Source organism: Paenibacillus tyrphae (assembly GCF_027925525.1).
GTDB classification, from domain to species: domain Bacteria; phylum Bacillota; class Bacilli; order Paenibacillales; family NBRC-103111; genus Paenibacillus_G; species Paenibacillus_G tyrfis_B.
Genome location: NZ_BSDJ01000002.1, coordinates 28,299 through 51,712 on the forward strand (window position 1 = coordinate 28,299; position 23,414 = coordinate 51,712).

At 56.6% G+C, this 23,414-nt stretch carries 2 protein-coding genes and 2 pseudogenes; all 4 read right to left on the minus strand.

Features of this window, described 5'->3' with window-relative positions; genetic code table 11:
- Position 1 precedes the first annotated feature (1 nt).
- Complete coding sequence (locus tag QMG93_RS02400) at positions 2-17,515, minus strand: SDR family NAD(P)-dependent oxidoreductase (RefSeq protein WP_281933300.1); 17,514 nt, start codon at positions 17,513-17,515, stop codon at positions 2-4.
- 39 nt (positions 17,516-17,554) lie between these two features.
- On the minus strand, positions 17,555-19,492 hold the full coding sequence (locus QMG93_RS35325) for an SDR family oxidoreductase (protein ID WP_413789258.1): 1,938 nt from the start codon (positions 19,490-19,492) through the stop codon (positions 17,555-17,557).
- Positions 19,493-19,621: 129 nt separating this feature from the next.
- Positions 19,622-22,117, minus strand: a pseudogene (locus QMG93_RS35330) (beta-ketoacyl synthase N-terminal-like domain-containing protein); the annotation flags it as partial.
- A 267-nt stretch (positions 22,118-22,384) separates the two neighbouring features.
- A pseudogene (locus QMG93_RS35335) lies at positions 22,385-23,368 on the minus strand (class I SAM-dependent methyltransferase); the annotation flags it as partial.
- Positions 23,369-23,414 lie beyond the last annotated feature (46 nt).

Here is a 23,414-nt window from a genome sequence, read left to right on the forward strand (position 1 = left end):
GCTATTGAATAAGTGTAGCCAACAGCTTCTCCAGCTCTTCGGGGTCGGTAAATTGTTCCAACGAGCATTCACCGCTTCTGACTTTTTCAACAAGCTCGCGCCAAATTGTCTCCCGGTCCGGCTGCGCGGATGTATCGGCATTCGCGGCATTCAAGTCGGCGCGTCCGGTCAGTCCCATGAAGCTTCTGATTTTGCCGACATCGCCGTGCATGACCGCAACTTGCGGCTCCCTCAGAGCAAGCGCCAGATCGAGCGCCTTCATGCCGGTTTCACGGTCCATGGGAGTCATACCGGATAGCTGCTTCATTTTGTTGCGCGCCCGCTCATCCATCTGCATGCCGCCATCTTCCCAAAGAGGCCAGTTGATGGACAACGTATGGCCGTGGCGCTCGCCAGCCGCCGCCAGTGCGTTCCTGTACTTCGCATATCGATCCATAAAAGCGTTGGCCGCAGCATAATCCGCCTGGCCCGTATTGCCGACGATTCCCGACAATGAAGAAAACAGCACAAAAAAATCGAGTTCAAACTCCCGGCTCGCTTCGTCCAAATAAACGGTGCCCGCTACTTTCGGAGCCAGAACCTGATCGATGTCATGCAGCGGTTTATTGATCATGAAGCTGTCGCGAATTATGCCCGCGCTGTGGATAATTCCGTTCAGGCCCCCGAATTGCCGGCGAATATCGCGCATGAGTTCCTTTACGGCTTCCAGATCGGATACGTCGGATTGCCTGTAAACCACTTTGGCGCTCATGGACTCAAGCTGATGCAACTGCCGCTCGCGCGTTCGGTCCAATGGGGATCTGCCGGTAACGATTAAGGTCGGACGGTTCGCGCAGCGGGCGATGTGTTGAGCCGTCTCATAACCTAGTCCGCCCATGCCGCCGGTGATTAAGTAAATCCCCCCATCCTTCCAAACTGTTTCCGGGGACCCCGGTTCGTCCAGTTCATTCCACGTCTCCGTATATCGTTTGCCCCGATCATAGCGGATATAGGTGTCTCCGGCGCTTGATTTGTTTTGCGTCAGTTTTCGAATTAGCGGTGAAGCTTCTTCGCCCGGCTCCGATTCGATGATTTGCACAATCACTCGCGGATTTTCCAGTTCGGCGGTTTTCAGCAGCGCGGATAAAGCCGAATACAGCTCGCATTGCCCTTGACCGGCGGTGAGCAACTGAATCAATACAGGCCCTTCCGGCCTGGACTTCAGTACGCGCTGAATCTGCCCGAAAGCTTGAGACACGGCGAATGAAAAGCCGCGTTCTATGCTTTCGCCTCCCGGAACGCGCTGGCGGTTATCGGCATTCAGCCGGAGGCACAAGGCCGGGTCCATCTCCCTCGAAATGCGATCGTGTATGGCGCTGTCGCTCCAAGGCTCGCACAGCATGACGATATGGCTGCTGAACAAAAGCTGCGGAACGATTTCCTCCTCCTGCTCCTGCCATTCGGGAACCAGAAGGAGCGTATCATGGACAACGGCTTCCTGTTCCACAGAAAGGTCGTCCCTCCAGCTTTTGGCGGTAAACCCTTTAAGCCGTACGCATACGCGTCCTTCGTCATCGCACACATCAAGGTCAAGCTTCTGCACGCGGTCCTGCGGGCCGCAGTTCTCGCTGTAGCGGATATACGCCCACATCTGCGAAGCGCACGGGTGAAGCACATCCGCTTGCTCCAGCGCGTACGGCACCATCGGTTGAACCATGTGCAGCGAACGGGACTGGGCGCCGATCGCAAGGCCGATGGAAGACTGCAGCGCAGCGTCCAGCAAACTGGGATGCAGCACGTAAGAAGCCAACGAATCCGCCGCATCGGAAGGCAGGGACAATCTGGCAAGCACCCGATCTTGACCTGTATATAAAACTTCGATGCCTTGCAGAGCTGCCCCGTATGCAAGTCCCATCTTGGCAAAAGCCGCGTAGCACTCTTCCGAATTCAGTTCGCGCGTACAAGACGCCTGGATGGCGGAGAGATCAAGCCGGAGCGGGCCGCAAGCTTCTTCCTGAAGAACTGCTCTTCCTTGACCATGAATTACCTCTGTGTCCATGCCTCCGTCATGCGCGGCTTCCCCGGTATAGATTTCGTACCGGATTTCGTTCCTGTCATCCTCGTACAGTCTGATGTGAACGGTCGTTTCCCCGCTCGTCACACAGATAGGGCTTGCCCACACGATATTCCGAAGCGATAGGACGTTCTGTCCGCTAGGCTGCTTTGCCGCCGCCTGTTTTACGGCTGCGCGGGCCATCTCCAGGTAGGCAACCCCGGGCAGCACTTTGCGCCCTTTGACGATATGGTCCGCCAGAAAAAACTCCTGCCCCGTAAACGTCGAGGTGAATCGTTGTTCCGCCAAATTCGACGTATTCCGGTGCAGAAGCGGATGAAGTGGGCCGTATATATGCACCGCTTCCGTTGCCGGCATGGGCCGCTTCACGTCAGCCGGCGGCAGCCAATAGGCTTCGCCGGCGAAAGGGTAAGCAGGCAAATGGATTCTGCGAGGTTTGATGTCCCCATACATCTTGTCCCAGTCAACCGGCACGCCCTTTACCCACATCTGTAACAGATCGGCGTACATTTTGCGCTCAAGCGCGGTCAAGACCGTTTCGCGCATCTCTTCTTCGGAAACAAAGAGAGAGAGAGCGTCAGACAGACGCTTAACCTGTCCTGTGTAGATGTCGTCAGGAAAATTTTGCGCTCCATTCGCAACGATGGCTTCCAGCTTTCGGACCAGTTCCTCCACCGAGCTGGCGGTAAACGCCAGCCGGTCTTCCATAACTTCGCGGCCGACCTGCAAAGTGTAGGCCACATCGGCCAACTGCGTATCCTCTATTTCCTGACGGCGGATGAACGCAAGGAGCTGCTTGGCCCGCGCCAGAAGCCTGTCTCCATTCCGCGCGGACAACACAATAACGGCAGGATGCTCGGGACCGATTGGCCGGGAATCGCTGCCTGCTTCATGCTGAACCGTGTACTCTTCGACAATGACGTGAGCGTTCGCACCGCCGGCGCCGAATGAAGAGATGCCGGCGATTCTGGGAACCTCCTGCCTGGAGCCGCCGATTTCGATCACCGGTCTCTTCCATTCCGCGGCTTTCTGCTGGACAACAAACGGCGTTTGGCCAAAGCGGATTTCGCTATTCAGCTCCCGCGCGTGCAGGCTTGGTGCGATCGTTCCATGCTTCATTTGGAGAATGACTTTGGTCAGACCGGCGATGCCTGCGGCCGACTCCAGATGACCGATATTGCTTTTTACCGAGCCGATTGCGCAATACCCGGTCTCGCTCGTCTCCTTGCGAAACGCCTGCGTCAGCCCGGCGATCTCGATCGGATCACCGAGACTCGTTCCCGTGCCATGAGCTTCAATATAGCTGACGGAACGGGCGTGAACCCCCGCCTTGTCCATCGTTTCGCGGATGAGCTCTGCTTGCGCCGCCGGATTGGGCACTGTATATCCGTTCGTTTTGCCGCCGTGATTAATGCCTGTTCCGCGAATCACGGCATGGATCGGATCCCGATCTTGAACCGCTTTCGACAAAGGCTTCAAAATAAAAACGCCGACGCCTTCCCCTGGCACAAACCCGTCCGCGTCTTGTGCGAAGCTTTTGCATTTACCGTTCGATGCCAGCATGCGCTTTGCGCATAAGCCAACATAATTGGAAGGATGCAGATACAGATTCACCCCGCCCACAATCGCAGCTTCGCATGCCCCGCTGCGCAAGCTTTCGCAAGCTTCATGGATGGCCGTCAGCGATGAAGAACACATCGTATCCACAGGCATGCTCGGGCCGTGAAGATTCAGCAAATAGGACACCCGGTTCGCCACGGAGCCGAAAGATGTCGTCGGAAACAGCTCGCTCCCTTGCTGCCATAATCCCGGGCCGTACAGGCTGAAGCCTGTTTTTGTAATGCCGGCGAACACCCCTACTTTGCCTTTGTGCTGCCCGGCGAACAGTTCGGTGGAATAGCCGGCATCTTCGAGGGCTTCCCATACGGACTGAAGGAATAGCCGCTCTTGCGGATCTGTATCCATGGCTTCCCTCGGTGACATATGGAAGAACAGCGGGTCAAAGCTGGCGAAACCGTCCACGAATCCGCCCCATTTGCTGTAGCTCTTCCCTTGAGAAACCGCTGTTTTTCGATCCGGCACATAGAAGTCTGCCAATGGCCACCGCTCTTCCGGAATTTCGGTGATGCAGTCTTTGCCTTGCACTAAATTGTCCCAAAATTGCTCCAGATTGCTCGCTTGCGGATAACGTCCGCTCATCCCGATGACCGCGATCGGTTGCGGCGCACAAGCCGGGCCGGCATCTGGCAAGGGCTGCGGAGCTGTTCGCAGAAGCGGCTGCCGCCATGTCCGCTGCGCCGGATCGTTTCGCTGCCGGCTCGAAGCGGGCTGCTTCCGCTCCGCTTGCTCTGCGGCCGCCGGTTCCGTTTCGCCATGTCCCAGGAGCGCAATAAGCTCCTCTTTGTGCCGGTCCAAGAAATAACCGATCAATGCCGCGAGAGTCCGATATTCGAAAAACAAAGTGCTGCTGACATCGCTGAAATGCTTGCGCAGCCTGTTCGTCAGTTGAACGATCAGAATAGAGTCGATTCCGTATGCTTCCAGCGGCTCGTTCTCGTCAATTTGCTCATACGGGATTTTGACAACTTCTCCGACCAATCGTCGGAAATAAAGGGTGCTTCTCTTGCGAAGGCTTTGCTTCTCCGCTTCCGGACCATTCTGGCCGGAAAACCCGCGATGATTCCCGGTGGCCGGGGCGTCTTCGCTCTCGGCCGCGTCCGGCATACCGGGCACAGCCGCTGCAACGGGCAGGCGGACCATCCCGTCGCTCTTCGCGGCAATGATCTGTTGACCCAGGCTTGCGGCCGATGCGGCCGGGTACAGCACGGACCCGAATCCGGCATGCTCCAGCACGGTCCGCCAGTGCTCCGCATCAAGCACCGGGGAGCCCGGAATGCGCACCTGCTCATCTTCGTAGCGCCACCAGCCTTCCAGCAGGCCGAAAGTAAGATGGCTAAACAGAGAGCTGTGCGTCAGTTCATTTAATAGCAGCAGCCCGTTCCCCTTCAGCAGCGCTTTGACATGGCGCAAAGTCCGGCGGATGCTGCGGGTCGCATGCAGCACATTCGCAGCGATCACCAGATCGTAGCCGCCGATGTCCAGTGACTGCTCGGCCGGCGATTTCTCCACGTCGAAAATCCGGCATTTCATGTAATGATTTTCTGCACCGTAATTTTGTTCGCCGTGCAGCAAAAAACTTCTCGACAGATCGGTATAGGCATATTCCGCAATATGCCCGGCATAAGGCTTCAGCTTGTCCAGAACCATGGCGCTGGTTCCCCCCGTTCCGGCACCTGCCTCAAGAATGCGAATTTGGGCGTGCGGATTCCGCTGGAGCCGTTCTTCCACATAAGCGGCAGCGGTGTCGGCGAGTATGCCGTTGAAATAATCTGCCACGGCGTTATGCTTGTACACGTCCTCTACGAGCTGCATGGAGGAGTCGGGGAACATGATGTCCGTCGCCGGAATTTTCCCTGTCAAGATGTCGGGCAAGTGACGCAGCATCGCGTCCGCCAATTGCACTTGCGCTTTCAGATTACGCTCCTGCATCCATGCCTGTTTCCGCTCCTCCCACTCGCTCCAGACGGCGTCCAGCGATGGAGAAGGGCGATCGGTCCAACGATGCCGCGCCAGTACGGATTTGCTTTCGTCCAGCCAGCAACCGTAATTCCCCAGCAGCTGTGCGCTGTCTGTCAAAAGTCCGCTGGCTTGAAGCTGTCCGCCCATGATGGCAAGAAGCATGCTGTCGAGCTCTTGGGAAAAGCGGCTTTCTTCCAGCTTCAACTGCTGTACGAAGGAAGCTGGAGCAGGCATCCGCTGCCACAAATTCTCCGCAGGCACTTCCTGAACGCAGGGAACCGCGAGCAGCACGTCGTCCCGGCAAACTCCCGCCATTGCATTCGGCATCGTTGTGCGGATGAAGGCCATCCGGTTTACGGAGCTGCCAAGCAAAATCTCCAGAGCCTGCATCGCTTCATCCGGCTCAATGAACCCGATTCCTGACCGGATGAGCCGCTGTTTGAATGCGGCAGGTACCATTCCGGCAATTCCGATATCGCCCCAATATCCCCAATTTATAACCTTGACGGGAAACGGTAGTACCCGGCCAGTTTCGTGGGCGAAAGCGTCCGCAAACGTACAACCTGCCGCATAACCACTTTGTCCAAGCGGCTTGCTGAACGAACTCATCGATGAGAAGTACATCATAAAATCGAGCGGTTCGTTGGCGAAAACTTGCGCGATGCGGATACTGACGTCGATTTTGGCGGATAATCCGGCCCTAAAGCGTTCTTCCGTCATATGGGTCAGGCTCTCGTCCATCACCCCGACCGCCGAGTGGATCACGCCGTTGATCGCCGGATAAGTCCGTTTGATCACGTCATACGCTTGCTTCAAACTTTTGTAGTCGGAAGCATCGGCCGACAAGTACAGCGGCGGGAGGCCGATCGTCGCCATTCTATCCAGCTTCGTCTGGATGCGCTCATCCAAAGCTCGTCTGCCGATCCATATGAGCCTGGCGTTATAGGTGCGGAGCATGTATTCGCTCCATACTTCGCCGATGCCCCCGGCGCCGCCGACGACAACGTATACACCCCCATCTTTGCAGCATTTCGCCGGCAGACCGGGTTGCTGAACGGTAATCAGTTTTTGCCGGTACCATTCCCGTCCCCGATAGGCCCATGTGTTTCCTTCAGGATCGGCAGGCAGCGCAAACAGTTCATGAACGGGCAAATCCGCTTCTCCCTCCACATCCGCATGACGGATGCTCCAGTGCGGCATTTCTTTGGCCAGCGCGCCGGCCAGCCCTTGAATTCCTGCATGTACCGGGTGAATCGGATCGGAACGATGTATTGGCTGCGTCCGGTTCGTGATGACGGTCATCCCCAGTTCCCTTGTGTCATAGCCAAGACGGGTCAAAGATTTTATTACCCTGAACAGTTGGTTGAGCCCATGCTGCTGCTGCTCCAGCGTTTGTTCGCCAATAAGAGCGCAATCCCATGCCGAAGGTGCCGCCCAAATCAGATGATCGATCGGGCCGTACCGATCCAGCAAAGTTGTAAGCTCCTCCGTATCGATCACACCGTCGGTCCGAATCGATTGTACGTCCGGGTAGAGCTGCCGGATGGCGAGCAGTTGCTCCTCCGTACCCCCGACGAAAACCGTCTTGTCGTGCGGGGCCGGAGCCAAGGCGCTTCGCTCGAAAGGGACCGCATCCCACACCGGGTATTGCAGCAATGCCCCGGTTTCCTGCGGAGAAAAAAGCCCGGTATCCGCTTTGGTCTGCGAATCCTTCCCCCTTGTCTGCCCGTGTACGGTACGGACGCTTCTCCCGTCGTCATGGCTTCCCTCGTCTGTCCGCAGGACGGCTAGTCCTTTCATTTGCAAGCAAAGTCGGCCTTGCTCGTCGCATAGATCGATGTCCAGCTTTTCCACAGAACTTCCGGGCATCGTCGCATTTGACCGCCGCACCCATGCCCACATTCGCGGCATACATGAACCGTAGATTTCCATCTCGTCAAGCGCAAACGGAGCGACCGCTTCGCCCCCGAATGCCTGCAGTCCGATGCAGGCCTGCACGGCGGAGTCCAATAAACTCGGATGAAGCACATACTCATTCGCAGTCGAAGATACGGCTATCGGCAGAGCGATCTGCGCGAGAGCCTGATTATTTCCGACATGAACATTTTCAATTCCCCGATAGCCTTGCCCGTAATTCAACTCTGCCTCTGCCAATATCCGATAGCACTGTTCCGCTCCCAACGTGTTGAGATTGCACGCCGCCAGTAAGGCCGTAATATCGATAGCGCCTCCTCCGCGCCGCTCTTGCAGAACAGCGGTCCCCTGGTTATATAGAACTGCGTGATCACCCTCTAGGCCTTCCGAGCCGTAGATTTCATAACGCAGCTCTCCGCTCTCTTCCGGATACAGTCCGAGATGAACCTGCACGTTCCCCTGCTCCCGTTCCTCATGAACGGTAACCGGGCTGGCCCAAACGACGTCTCGCAGCCTCACAGTTACGTGCTCTCGCATTCCCGATTCAGCTGCCTGCTCCACGGCGGCTCGCGCCATTTCAAGATAGGCGACCCCGGGCAGCATTTTGCGGCCCCGAACCACATGATCAACCAGAAAAAATTCGCTGCCGCCAAATGTGGACGTAAACCGCTGTCCGGACAGTGTGGACGTATTGCGATGCAGCAGCGGATGCAGAAAAGCGGTCTGCGGCGGCAGCGGCCCGGCAGCGGCCGACCACCTTGCTTGCGGCGCCCAGTAGCGCTCCTTGGCAAACGGATACGTCGGCAGACTCATCCGCTGCGGTTTGCGGCCTTCGTACAATCCGGACCAGTCGACATGAAGGCCCTTGACCCAAAGCTCGAGCAGTTTGGCGAACTTTTTCTTCCGTATCCACCGCTGCACCGCTTCCTGCACGTCCTCATCTTGCGCGAGAGCGGACAGCGCTTCCTTATTGCGTTTCACTTGACCTCTGTAAATACCTCCCATGTCCAGCTTCTGTTCGATATATCCCCTAAGCTTCTCTTTAAGTTCGTGAATCGAAGCGGCAATCAGACCGAGTCGTTCTTCCATCTCCAGTCTGCCCACTTGAAGCGTATAGGCGATGCTCCCCAATCGATCATCCGGATACTTCCGTTTTTGCAGATCGTCCAAAAGCTGTCTTGCCTGCTCCAGCAGCCGCTGCTCGGTTTTTGCCGACAGCACGATGAGAGCGGGGCCGTCCGGGGATGCGCTCCATTCGGTCTCCGAGGCAGAGCTGGGGATATATTCCTCTATCAGCACGTGAGCGTTCACGCCGCCGAATCCGAAGGAGCTTATCCCGGCCCGCCTCGGCAGCTCCTTGCCTCGGGAATCCCGCAAAGCCGGCCATTCCTTATTTTCGTTCACAATATAGAAAGGACTGTTCTCCAATCGAATGTACGGGTTTAACTTGTCAAAATGCACCGTCTTAACCAGCGTTTTATGCTGCAATTGCAGCAAAACCTTGATTACGCCGGCGATGCCCGCCGCAAGCTCCAGATGGCCGATATTCGTCTTAATGGAGCCAAGCCCGCATACAGCGCCCGGTGGGGAATCCGGCAGCTGCCTCAGTTCCGCAAAGGCGGTCTTCAGCCCGTTAATTTCAATCGGATCGCCAAGCGGCGTGCCCGTGCCGTGCGCCTCGATATAAGTGACGGTTGCGGGATCAATCTCCACCTTCGCATACACGGATTTAATCAAATCGGCCTGCGCTCTCGGATTGGGGGCCGTCAGCGAGGTTGCTCTTCCGCCGTGGTTCTCGCCCGTACTTCGCACAAGGCCGTAAATATGATCGCCGTCACGCTCTGCATCCCGAAGTTTTTTCAGGAAAATCATCCCGACACCTTCGCCGCGGACGTACCCGTCGACCCGATCCGAAAACGTCTTGCAGCGGCCGTCCTCGCTCAGCATGCCGGCTTTGTTGAAGCTAATATGATAGCTCGGATCCAGGATGGTGTTCACCCCGCCGACGACCGCGGTGTCGCAGTCGCCGCCACGAATCGCCAGAACCGCTCTGTGCAGCGCCACCAACGAGCTGGAGCAAGCTGTCTCGATCGGTTCGCTCGGTCCGTTCACATTGAGAAAATAGCTCATCCGGTTCGGGCCAACCGAGGACACGTGACCCGTGGACGAGTATCCTTCGATGACGTTGTTCGTGGCCGATAACAGGCCGTTGTAACCGCTGCTTGCCGTTCCGACGAACAGGCCCATCCTGCTGCCGGACAAGCATTGCGGGGAATACCCGGCATCTTCGATCGCCTTCCAGACATACATCATCAGCAAACGCTGCTGGGGGTCCATCAGGTCGGCTTCGCGCGGCGATATGCCGAAAAACATCGGATCGAAGTCGGCAACCCCATCCATAAATCCGCCCCATTTAATGTTGGTTTTGTTCGCCTCCTGCTCCGGGTCCCCGTAATACGCACGCCAATCCCAACGGTCCGGTGGAATTTCCGAAATGCAATCTTTCCCTTCCTTCAAATTCGTCCATAGCTCGTTGACATTGTCCGCCATCGGAAATTTGCCGCTCATTCCGATAATGGCAATTGGCTCGACGGCAGCCCGCTCTTGTTCGCGTGCCGCATCATTAGGGGTAGCGCGAAAACGAGCTCGGCCGACCATAACGTCCTGCTGCCGGAAGGATCGGCGATCGGAATCGGCAATGAAGGCCCCTTTTGTTTCCTCCGCCTTGTCATGCGTCAAAGCATGCTGCCCGGCAGCGGACATGGTAAATACGCGACTTAGCTGCTGTTCATGCGAAGCCGCCAAATAGTCCGCAAGCGCCCGGATCGTGGAATGCTCGAAGAAGACGGTAGGCGTGAGCTCGAGCTTATACTGCTCATTCAGTCTGTTCGCGAATTCGGTAAACGAGATGGAATCGAAGCCGTATTCGCCGAACTCGACATCCGGATACAGATCGCTTCTGTTCACCTTCAGCATCCGGGATACGATTTGTATTAGAGCTTCCTGCAAGTTGACGGACAGCGGACTGACAACAATTCCGGCAGCGTCAATTCGCTGCGTATTTTTGCCGGCGTTTGCGTCTGCCATCTCTCGCGCCGCAACCGCCGGAATCGGCCCGCTGGGCATCAATTTGGACGTCAGGCGGGCCATTTGCCCGTGGAATACGACTGCCTGGCTGCTCCCGCTAGCGACAGCCTGACGGAATGAACGCATCCCCTCGTCCGACTCCATCGGCATCATGCCGAGCTGCCTCCGCATCATCTTCTCCGCCGGACCACTCACCTTCATGCCGCCGTCCTTCCAGAGCGGCCAATTTAGCGCCACCGTATAGCCGCTGCGCTCGCGGGCGGCCACCTGTTCATTGCGATGCCGTGCGAACTCGTCCATAAAAGCATTTGCCGCCGCATAATCGCCCTGACCCGGATTTCCCAGCACGCCTGCCAACGAAGAGAATAAAAGGAAAAAATCAAGCTTCATCGCTGCGCTTGCTTCGTCCAGCAGCATCGTTCCGTCTACTTTCGGAGCAAAAACCTCCTGCATCTCTTCCGCCGACTTTGAAAGAAGCATGCGGTCGTTGACAATTCCTGCGCTATGAATGATTCCGTTCAGACCGCCAAAGTCGGCCTGAATTTCCTGCATCAGCAAGCTAACGGCTTGCCGATCGGAGATGTCCGCTGCGCGGTAATGAATCCGGTTTCCGCCGATCTCCAGCGACCTCAGTTTTGCCTGCTGCTCCGCACCCAACGGCGAGCGGCCGTTTAAAATAATCGTGGCGCCCTTCACTTGATGCGCGATTTCCCGGGCGAAAATAAATCCCAGTCCGCCGAGTCCGCCGCTAATGAAATAGGTCCCCTTATCTCTCCAGGGGACGGCTGCCGGTGCTGCGGAGACCTCCGTCTCCTTCCATGCGCGCACATACCGCTTCCCGTTCGCATAGCGGATCAGACGCTCCGGCGCACCGTTCCTGTTCTCCGTCAGCTTGGCGATTAGCGCGGAAGCCCCTTCATCGACGTCCGTTTCAATGACTTGCCCGTTCAGCCTTGGGTGTTCCAGTCTCGCTGTTTGCAGTAGCCCCGACAGTCCCGCCAAGAGCCGGTCCCGCCCGTGATTCGGGACGACGACCTGGATCAGCACCCGTTCTTTCGAGCCGCTGCGGATTGCGTGTTGAATAGCTTCAAGCAGTTGAACCGAGGCGTCAAGAAATCGCCGGGCGATAAGATTCGGCTCTGACCCGGCCGCAGCGCCATTAAGCGAATCCGCCCGCAGCGCCGTACAATCGGCATCGCGGATGTCCGCACGAATCCGGTCGGCCCAACGCGCGAAAGGATCGGACAATAACACGAAATGCCGGTCGTAGATTTGTTCTACAGCTTCCTTATCCGCCTCTTTCTCGCGCCACCCAGGCACCAGCACGATCGACTGCCCGACCTCCCCGCCGTCCTGAAGGGTGCGCCGCTCCAGTGCCCGCGGTGTAAAGCCCGTCATGCGCATACAAACGTTCCCGTCGTCGTCACACAAGTCGATATCGAGTTTATCCACCTTATCGGAAGCCGAGCGGCCCTCGCTGTACCGGGCGATAGCCCACATCCTCGCCGTGCAGGGGCGATACGCTTGCAGATTTTGCAGAGCAAACGGCAGTACAGGCTTGCGGGCTTCCGCTTGATCAACAGCCGTACCGACCAAATATCCGATCGCCGCTTGCAGAGCGGCATCCATCATGCTCGGATGAAGGACATACTTCCCTTCCGCTATGGAGATGCAGGGAGGCAGCGACAGCTTGGCCAGCACGATCTCTCTTCCCAAAAGCACGGTCTCGATCCCGCGCAGACTGTCGCCGATGGCAATCCCCGCCTCTCTCGTGACGTCGTAGAAAGCTTCCGCCGTCACTTGGCTCGGGCTGCACTCTGCCCGCAGCGCAGGAAGGTCCTCCTGTGGCGCTTCATTTCGCTCGCATAGGACCGCAACGCCTTGACTGTAGATCAGACGCTGCCCCTCGTCATCCGTTTCCCGGTAGATCTCAAAGGCTAAATCGCCGTTATCTGTAGGATATACGCCGATATGGACCGGCACATCGGTTTCGCTTACGCCGAGCGGAGTTGTCCACACGACATTTTTCAGTTGAATCATGTGAGCCTCGTCCACACCGCCCGCCGCGTGTTCAACAGCTGCCCGCGCCCACTCCAAATGCGCTACGCCCGGCAGCACTTTTTCCCCTTGTACAATATGGTCGGCCAGAAAAAACTCTTCTCCGGTAAAAAACGAGCTGTAACGCTGCTCGGATAAATCCGATGTATTGACATGCAACAATGGGTGAAGGCGGACGTTCTGGTCCGCTTCCCTCTCGGCCCGCACATCAATGCCGCTGTCCGCGCTCGGCGGAACCCAGTAGCTGTCCCTTGCGAACGGATAGGTCGGCAGCGAAATTCGCCGGTACGCTCCTGCGGGGAACAATTCTTCAAAACGCAATTCATACCCTTGTATGAATAATTCCGCCACAGCAGACAAGTTCTCCAAGTAATCGACTGCGTTGCCCGCTTGGCTGCATTTTCGGATGCACTCGTCGGCATAACGCTTCAGCGCAGTCTGTTCTCGAAGCTCGTTGCGGTTCACGGCAGACGTATACAGCTGCGGCGCCTTCCCTTTCTCCAGCCAGCTGTTCAAACGCGCCGCCAACTCTTCCCGGCTGCGTACGATACAGGCCAAGCGGTGGCCTAGATGCTGCCGGCCCGTTAACAGCGTGTAGCTCATATCTCCGCAATCCGCGGGCTGCCGGCCGCAATGCTCAGCGAGCAAAACCGCCTGCTGGCGCAGCTGGTGTTCTGTCCGCGCAGACAATGCGATCAGATAGCCCGGTCGTGGATCGCGTTTGCGCCTGCCCGGCTGAGGCGCTTCTTCAATGACCATATGCACATTGGTCCCGCTAAAGCCGAAAGAGCTGATCGCAGCGAGGCGAAGCTTCCCCTCTTCCGCTTCCCAGTCTTTTGTTGTCGTGTTCACGTAAAACGGACTTCCTTCAAACGCAATGTTTGGATTTCCGTTCTGCATGTGCAGCGATGCCGGAATGCGCTTGTTTTTCAAAGAAAGCAATATTTTGATCAAACCGGCAATGCCGGCCGCCGTGGCCAAATGCCCGAGATTCGTTTTGATGGAGCCGATCGCGCAGTAGGACGACTTGCCGGTATAACATGAGAAGGCGCTAGTCAAAGCCTGAAATTCAATCGGATCGCCCAGTTTGGTGCCTGTGCCGTGCGCTTCCACCATTTGAATGTCCGCCGGATCGATCCGGAACGTGTCATACACTTCCTGTTCCAGGCGAGTTTGCGACTTGGCGCTCGGTGCGGTAATGCCGTTCGTCGCGCCGTCCTGATTCATGCCTGTGCCGCGGATAACCCCATAGATCTGATCCCCGTCGGCCAAAGCATCCTTCAGGCGTTTCAATACGACCGCCCCCGCCCCTTCACCGGGCACGAACCCATCCGCGCGGTCATCGAACGTGTGACAGCGGCCATGGAGCGACAGCATGCCCGCCCGGTTCGAGTCGATGTAGAACTGTGGCGTAGATTGAATAAACACGCCTCCCGCCAGTGCCATGTCGATCTCGTTAGACCACAGCGCCTGACAAGCCAGATGAACGGCAGCCAACGAGCTGGAGCAGGCGGTATCCACTGCAATGGCCGGACCGTGAAGATCCAAATAATAAGCAATCCGTGCGGGGATGATCGACCCCGCCTTGCCCCAAAACGATTGCGGCGGCGGATTGTCGCCTGGAATGTGCCGATAGTCCGTTCCCGTACAACCTACGTAAACGCCGCAGCGCCGTCCCTGCATGCCGGCTCCCGCATACCCGGCATCTTCGAGCGCCTTCCACGATTCCTCAAGAAAAATTCTTTGCTGCGGGTCCATATAACTCGCTTCCTGACCCGAAATATTGAAAAAGAGCGGATCGAATGTGCTGATATCCTCCAAAAAGCTGCCGTAATTGCAGTAACCTGAACCGTCGGGAAAATATTTGGAAAGATCCCACCGCGACACTTCCTGAATCAAATCCGCGCCTTTTTCCAAGTGCTCCCATAATTCATTGACATGGCCCGAGCGCGCGAAGCGGCCGCTCATCCCGACGATGGCCACCGGCTCCTTCGTGTTCATGTGTGCCGGCCGGCTGCCGTGGAATGCGGCTAATGCCGCCGATGCGGATGGCGCTGATGCCGCCAATGCCGTTGCGGACGGGAAGCGGAGCGGCTCCGGAATCGTGACTGCGATTTTTCCTATATGCTCTCTGCGTTCCATGAAGCGATAAGCCTCGTTCAGTTGGTCAAACGAAAACACCTTCCCAACGTGCGGCCGTATAACGCCTTCTTCAACGAGCCGGAGCATTTCATTCCGGTACGATCGAAGCAGTTCCGGATCTTCGAACCCCAGCTTTCTTAAATCGATACTGTAAAACGACTGGTTGTGGTTCAGCCCGGATAAATCGACCGTTTTGGCGTTTTTCAAAGCCGTCATCGCAATTTCGATATATCTGCCACCTCGAGCCAAACAGTTCAATCCTTTTTGCAGCGCCTCTCCGGCCAGCGTATTCAGAATGACGTCAATGCCCTCTCCTTCCGTCAGCCGTTTGATTTCCTGTTCAAAATCACTCTCCACGTAGTTGATGGCATAGTCTACCCCCATCTGCCGCAAATGCTCGAGTTTGGCCTGCTTACCCGCCGTTGCATAGATGACCGCACCGTAATGCTTGGCCAATTGCACCGCAATGAGACCGACACCGCCTGCAGCGGTTTGAATGAGCACGCGCTCGCCTTTTTTCACTCCCGCCCTGCGGAACGCGGCGATGGCGGTCATCGCCACCACAGGCAAAGAACAAGCTTCCTCGAAAGACAGTCCTTGCGGCTTCGGAAATACTTGAGACTCATGACATGTTATGGCAGACGCATGCCCGCCCATATGCTCTCCGGCATAAAAGATCACTTCATCGCCGCAGCGGACGGAGGTCACGGCCGTTCCCGTCTCAACGACGATTCCCCCGGCCTCGAATCCTGGTGTAAACGGATAGGGCGGCATCGTTGGGTATAGTCCCTTCACGCATAATAAATCGCCAAAATTTAAAGAAAATGCGCGAACGGCGATGCGCACCTCGTCTTCGTGAAGCGTCGGTGCCTCGGCCTGACGGATCTGCACATCGCAATCCGCTGACGGCCCCTCGATGACCGCTCTGTGAAACATGCGGGCTTCATGCCGCCCCGGTGCCGTGGCTACCGCGCTTCGGAGAGCGTCGCGCCGCTCTGGCGCAGCCGAAGCAATCCGCTCCCTTTCACGGGGGGCAGCGGTAACGGAATGCCTCTCCCCGGAGGACGTTGTTTCGAGCGCCCCGCCAGACACCCCCGCCGCTTGCTCTGTACGGGAGGCCTCCGCCTTAACGCTGTACAGCAGCGTCTTAATCGCAGAATGATGCTCCCGTATAATATGCCGCACCAGTTGATCCACATTGTTATAATCGAACACAACTGTCGTTTGCAGCGTCAGTCCGCATTTCTTATTGATAAGATTCACCAAGTGAACGGCGATAATCGAATCTATGCCGTATTCGGAAAAGCTGCGGTCATTTTGGATGCGGCCTTCGTCGATTTTCAGATCGCCGGCGATGCTCTCGCGGATGGCCGATCTTACGTGTTCCTCGATCATTTGGTCGGTCACCGCTATTGGAACCGGCGCTATGCCGCTTGTCTGCACCTCATCATCTGCCGCCGTTCGATCGGAGGCCGCTTCAGGCTCCACATGGGCATCTGAAGAAAGCGACTTGTTCACATCTGCATATTTCCGCTGCGGCGCTGCAGGAGACGATGCTTCCACCGACTTGCTGCCGGAAGTAACGGACTGGATGACGACCCCGTCGCTTCTGGCGGCAATAATCTGTTGTTTGTAATGGGCAGCCTCAATAGCCGGATAAGCGATGGAATGAAACCCTTCCCGCTGCAGCGCTTTCCTCCACGATTCCGCAGACAGCGCCGGGGAGCCGGGTACGCGCAGCCTCTTGTCTTCATACTGCCACCAGCCTTCCAGCAACCCGAAAGTCAAATGGTTGATGACCGTTTTGTCTGTAATCTCATTCAACAGCAGCAGCCCGTTCTTCTTCATGACCGTTTTGACGATGCGCAGTGCATGTCTGATATCCCGCGTCGAATGCAGCACATTGCTGGCGATGACCAAATCGTATGCGCCTGCTTCAAGTCCCTGTTCTGTGAAGGGAAAGCTCAAATCTGCTATTTTGTACCCTAAATAAGGGACCCGGGGACCGTATGTCTGTTCCGCGTGCATGAGAAACGCCTTGGAAATGTCGGTATAGCAATATTCCCGGACGAACTGCTGCAAAGGCTGCAAATATTGAAATACGACTTCGCTTGTGCCGCCCGTGCCGGCCCCGATTTCCAGAATCCGCATTTCCCTTGCGCTCTGCGCCTGGTTGTGCACGTAATTCGCCGCTTCTTTCGCCAGCGTCTCGTTAAAATAATCCGCGATCGCGTTATGCTTATAGACACCTTCGACCAGCTCCATGGACGACTCAGGGAACATCGTTTCCGTCGCCAGCCTGTTTCCGCCAAGAATATCCGGCAAATGGCGCACCATTTTGTCCGCCAGCCGCACATGCGCTTTGAGATCACGATGGGCCAGCCATTCCGGCAGCTTGCTATCCCATTCCTTCCACGCCTCTTGGATGAAGGAAGACGCTGTCTCCGCATCGGCATTTGCATCGTTCACAGGCAGCGAATGCCGATGGTCGCGCAGGATGTTCAAACTTTCGTGCAACCACTTGGAATAAAACGCTTTTGTTCCGCTGTTCAGCGCAAAATGCGGTGCAAAGCATCCTAACCGATGCAACTGGGCCCACATCAATTTCACGAGCAGCCGGTTTATACTGTCCAGCTGCTCCAGTTGCTCTTGAACCGAATCCAGGCGCCGGGTGTTTTCCATGCGAAGTCACTCCTTTTGCCGTTGGGTAAAATGTGTCGTTCAGCGAAATACGGTGACCGTCTTACTCTCATTCAGCGCCGGCAAGTCGGGCCGCTTTATGATCTTCATCATCACAATTTGATCCAGCGGGCCTGCCAGAAGCTGCTCTAACGCCTGATTGGCTTCAGCGGGCTCGATCGAACCGATTCCTTTTTGCTCCATGCTATGACGAATTTGCGCGGACGTCACAGAGCCCACGCTGCCCCAATACCCCCAGTTCATGACTTTGACCGGGCAAGGCCATTCCAGTGACAGTTGGCGGGCGAAAGCGTCCGCATAGGTGCAGCCTGACACATAATTGCTTTGGCCGGGCAGCTTCAGAAATGAATTTAAGGAGGAGAAGAAAAGGACAAAATCCGGCTCTTCATTTCTAAACACATGCGCCATATTCACGCTCACATCCAGCTTCGCGGCAAGCGCAGCCCGAAATTCCTCTTCCTCCATATTGGCAGCGCTGCGGTCGGACAGCACAAGCGCCGAATGCACGATACCGTCGATACGGGAATACTGCCCTCTGATCCGCTCATATGCCCGCTGCAACTCGCTTAGGTCCGCCGCGTTTGCCTGGATATAGGCCGGCTGCGGACCTGCAGCGGCCAAACGGTCCAGCTTCGCCTGAATAACGGCATCCATGTTTTTTCTGCCGATCCAGACGATGCGGGCTTGATAAGTACGGATCATATATTCGCTCCATACTTCGCCGATGCCGCCCGCGCCGCCGATTACAACATAAACGCCGCCGCGCCGGTAGACGGTATGCTGTAAAGGCCCATACTCTACGGGAACGAGCTCTTGCCTGTACCATTCCTCTTCGCGGTACACATAAGCATTGCCCAGCGGATCGGGGGGCAGCGCCAATATATCCTGCAACGTGCATCCTTCCGCCGCTTCGAGATCGACAACGCGAATATTCCAATTTGGATATTCCTTGGCCAGCGAACCCATGAACCCGTGCACGGCCGCCTGCCCGGGATTGGCACGGTCATCGGGATAAACGGCCTCCGCTTGGAACGTAATTGCGGTCAAGTCGAGCCCCCGGCTTCCGAAGCCAAGCTGAAGCAAGCTTTTCGTCAGTCTGAATACTTGGATCAGCTCGCTCTCCTGGCGGCGAACCGTACTCTGCTCCGCTCCCGCTTTAACAGCGTGGGCAGGGGTTGACGCCACCCATACGATGTTCCGGATACGTCCCTCGAACGCTTCCAATATTCCCTTTATTTGTGCGACCGAAGCGTTGTGGGGAATATGCGCCACACTTGCATCCGGAACTGCGGCACGCAGCGTTTCAAGCAAGTCTTCATTTCCGCCGACGAATAACGGTTTGGCGGTTGACACGGATAATGGATCTTGACGTTGGAGCCGGTGCTCGGCTTCAAAAGCTTCCCACACCGGAGCTAGCATTAACGCTCGCGCCGCCGGGGGACCGGACGAAGAAACGGCCTCTTCCGCGACGGAATCGCGCACCTGTGCTAAGGCCTGCGCCTGTGCATAACTTTCCCCCTCCGCTGAATACAGCCGGGTCGTGAATCCTTGCATGTGCACGCAAACGTTGCCGCTCTCGTCGCACAAATCGATGTCCAGCTTCATCACGCCATCTTCTGCCCCGCGGGGAACGCTGTATTGAACGTGCGCCCACATGACGGGAGCACAGCCGCCCGGCATTTCAAGCCGCTGCAAAGCAAACGGCAGCGGCGTCCGAAGCGGAAGAAGCGGCCGCTGCATCAAATCCAAAGTCAAGCCAAGCGACGCCTGGAATGCCGAATCGATGAGAACCGGGTGCAGCGTGTACGCCTGCAGCGTATCCGATACGGAAGCGGGCAGCGCCAGCTTGGCCAGCACCTGATTGCGGCCCAAATAAAGCCGTTCAATGCCTCTGTGCCTCTCGCCGTAGAACAGTCCCATCTCCGCAAAAGCCGCGTAACATTCCTCAGACGACATCATTCCCTTGTCGCATAACGGTTTGACAGCAGATATATCGATGCGTCTGCTTTCCGGTTTTCCGGTTAACGTTGCCCGCCCCTGGCTGTACAGAACGGTTTCTTCCCCTTGTTCGGGAACACTATAAATCTCAAAGTCGATTTCCCGGTTTTGGTTAAGATGCAGGCCAATATGCACGGAAACAGGCTCTTGCTCCACCGTAACCGGGCGTACCCACACCATATTCGTGAGCGCAACGCCGGCATTTGCGCCGTCCGGCGGCGCAGCCCGCATCACAGCGGCTAGAGCCATTTCCAGTTGAGCAGCCCCAGGCAGGACGCGGACGTTATTGACGCGATGATCGCTTAGGAAAAACTCCCGGCCGTCGAATACGGAACTGAACCGCTGCTCCAGCAAATGCGACGTGTTGCGATGCAGCAGCGGGTGCAAAAACCCATCCGCGGACGACGACGCAGCATGCCCTTCGTCCGCGTCTTTTTTGTCCTGACGGACTGGAACCCAATAACGTTCTTGGGCGAACGGATAAGCAGGCAAACTGATGCGGCCCGGCCTATCGCTGCCGTAACAGGCATCCCAGTCGATCTCGAACCCTTTGACCCAAATCTGCAGCAGCTGCGCATATTTCTTGTCCCGGATCCAGCTTGCGACCATCTCCTGCATGGCCTCGTCTGCGGCCAGCTCGGCCACCGCTTCTTTACGGCTCTGTACTTCCCCGAAGAACTGCTGCGCCTGCTCCGCATGCCCGGCAATAAAACGGTTTAATTGCTCTTTCAACTCCTCCACGGAACACGCGATAAAAGCAAGCCGGGCTTCCATTGCCACCCGCCCCGTCTGCAGCGTATAGGCAATGTCGCCTAGCTGGCCGTCCGCGTAAATTCCCGCTGCGACAGCATGAAGCAGTTGGGAAGCCTTCGCCCGAAGGCGGTCCATATTTTGCGCGGACAGCACGATCATATGGGGTTTTCCCGACGATACCGCCTTTGCAGGAAGCATTGCCCGATCCGGGATGTACTCTTCCACGATCACATGCGCATTGGCTCCTCCGGCCCCGAATGAAGAAATACCGGCCGTTCTCGGCACCTCCCGGAAGACTCCGTCGCATTCGATGACAGGCCGTTTCCACTCCGTCAGCTCTTGCTGCACGTAAAACGGCGTCTCGCCGAACCGGATATTCGGGTTAAGCGCTTCAGCATGCAGGGAAGGCGCCAGTTGGCCGTGTTTCATCTGCAGCAATATTTTGCTCAGGCCCGCTATCCCTGCCGCGCTTTCGCAGTGGCCGATGTTGGATTTGACCGAACCGATCGCACAAAACTGTTTGTCCTGCGTATTGTGTTCAAAAGCTCTCCGCAGTCCTTCAATTTCGATAGGATCGCCTAATGCCGTTCCCGTCCCGTGCGCCTCTATATAGCTGATTGCCCGCGCCTCGACCCCTGCCCGCTGAATGGCTTCCATCACGACTTGCGACTGTTTGCCCGGATTCGGAACCGTGTAGCCCTTCACCTTGCCTCCGGCGTTAATCGCGCTGCCTTTAATGACGCCGTAAATGTGATCGCCGTCCGCTTCCGCGAGCGGCAGCGGCTTCAATACGACGGCCCCTACTCCCTCGCCATCGACAAAGCCGTCCGCCCGATCGCCGAACGCCCGGTTCTGATCGCCACCCGACAGCATCGTCTTTTCCGACAACCGCACATAATGCACCGGGTCCACGATCAAATTCACTCCCCCGGCGATAGCGCAGTCGCTGCTGCCGCTGTACAGGCTCTCCAGCGCCAGATGGATTGCCGTCAGCGATGAGGAGCAAGCTGTGTCGACCGCAAGGCTCGGACCGGTAAAATTTAAACTGTAGGATACTCTGTTCGCCACAGACCAGTAAGAAGCACCTGTCGGATAATTGCCGTTCATAATGCCGACGAACACGCCGACTTTGCGCGAACAGCTCAAAGCCTCCGGGCTATAGCCCGCATCTTCTATGCTCGAATAGGCTATTTGCAAAAACTGCCGCTCCTGCGGGTCCATCTGCTCGGCTTCTTTAGGGGAAATGTAAAAAAACAAAGGATCGAATGTATCGATCCCCCTGATGAATCCGCCCCACTTGCTGTATGTCGAACTTTTCCGGCCTTTCTCGGGATGATAGTGCTCCCTCCAGTTCCAGCGGGCTTCGGGAATTTCCGTGATGCAGTGTTTGCCTCGTTTTAAATTTTCCCAAAATTCGCCTAGATGATCGGCTTGGGCATATCGCCCCGCAAGACCGATGACCGCTATATCTTTGCTTCCGAAAGCGGATTCCGCCGGCCGGACCGTCACAGCGACTGACCGCTTCATCATCGACGCATCAGAGCGCTGTTCGATATCTCTGGCATCCTCCGGTGGGGCAGCCCCCGCTTCCCCATCCCCGACCATCGCGATCAGCGCTTGCCGCCGATTTTGCATAAAGTAGTCCACCAAAGTGTCAATCGTCGAATATTCAAAGAAAAGCGTACTGCTCACATGCTCATCCATCACTTTGTTCAAACGATCAGTTAGCTGAATAATTAAAATCGAGTCCATGCCGTACATCTCCAAGGCTTCGCCGGCATCAATGCTGCCCGCCTCGACCTCCAAAATTTCCCCGATCAGCGCTTTGAAATACGCCCTGCCTTTTTGCCTGAACTGTTTGTCCGACAGACGATTCGCGCTGTCGCCTTCTTCGCCGGCGGCAGCTTGGCTAGCTTGCTTGGCCAGGTCGGCCTGCTTAGCCTGGCTCGCTTGGTCGTTCGGCGCCACAAGATCCGCTTCCTGAACGGCGCCTCCCGGCGCAGCGTTTCGCATTTGCCGCACAATTCCGTCACTGACGGCGGCAATGACCTGCTGCCCCAAAAAATCGGCATCCGCCGCCGGATAAGCGACCGATTCAAACCCTTCCTGCTCCAGCACCACGTTCCACATCTCCGGGCTTAATGCTGGGCAGCCGGGCAGGCGCACCTCCTCATCCTCGTACAGCCACCAGCCTTTCAGCAAACCGAAGGTCACATGGTTGAACAAGGAGTTTTCGGTTATTTCGTTCATTAATAAAACGCCCTTGCGTTTCAGGAGCGCTTTTGCATTGCGAAGCGTCTGTCTTATGTTGCGGGTCGCATGCAGCACGTTCGTTGCCACAACCAGATCGTATTGGCCCGCAGCCAAATTCTGGTCCGCGATTGGTTCTTCAATGTTTAAAATATGATAGGCAAGATACGGATACTTTTCTTTATATTTTGTTTTGGCATAGCTTAGAAAGGACTTTGAAATGTCCGTGTAGCCATATTCCTGAATATGCGCGCCGTGAGGGCTGAGCCGCGATAAAAGCATCTCGGTAGTACCCCCGGTACCCGCCCCGATCTCCAAAATGCGCAAGCCCTGCCTTCGGCCGCTATCAATCACTTGCTGCACATGCTTCACGGCTTGTTCCGCGACGACTTCATTGAAGTGGTCTGCGATGAGATTTTGTTTATAAACGCCTTCCACCATTCGCATCGAGGCATTCGGGAACATGATGTCCGTTGCTGACCGGCGGCCTGTCAAAATGTCCGGCAAAGCTTTCAGCATCGTATCGGCCAGCAGCGCCTTCGCCCGCATGTTCTCATCCGCAAGCCATTGCTGCATGCGGAGATCCCATTCCTTCCACAGCTCCCCGCTATCCCCGGCGCCGGTTGGAGGCTGCTCCTTCAGCACGAATGCGGTATGCTCCAGCCACCTGCGATACAGGTCGCGTATTTCCGAAACATTTTCCTTCACGCGGCAATCGGCTGCATCGGGCTTATATCCAATGGAATGCAGCTGCACACGAAGCAAACGGATGAGAAATTCATCGAGTTCCACCACCTGACGATGTTGTTGTGCCAGCCGCTCATCGTTTCGCATGTTCTCACCCTCCCCCTCTGCTCATCACCGTCAATTCACCATTTAC

Excerpts from the sequence above, each read along its gene's own strand:
- QMG93_RS02400 (WP_281933300.1), bottom strand. The coding sequence starts at position 17,515 with ATGGAAAACACCCGGCGCCTGGATTCGGTTCAAGAGCAACTGGAGCAG.
- QMG93_RS35325 (WP_413789258.1), bottom strand. The coding sequence starts at position 19,492 with ATGATGTCGTCTGAGGAATGTTACGCGGCTTTTGCGGAGATGGGACTG.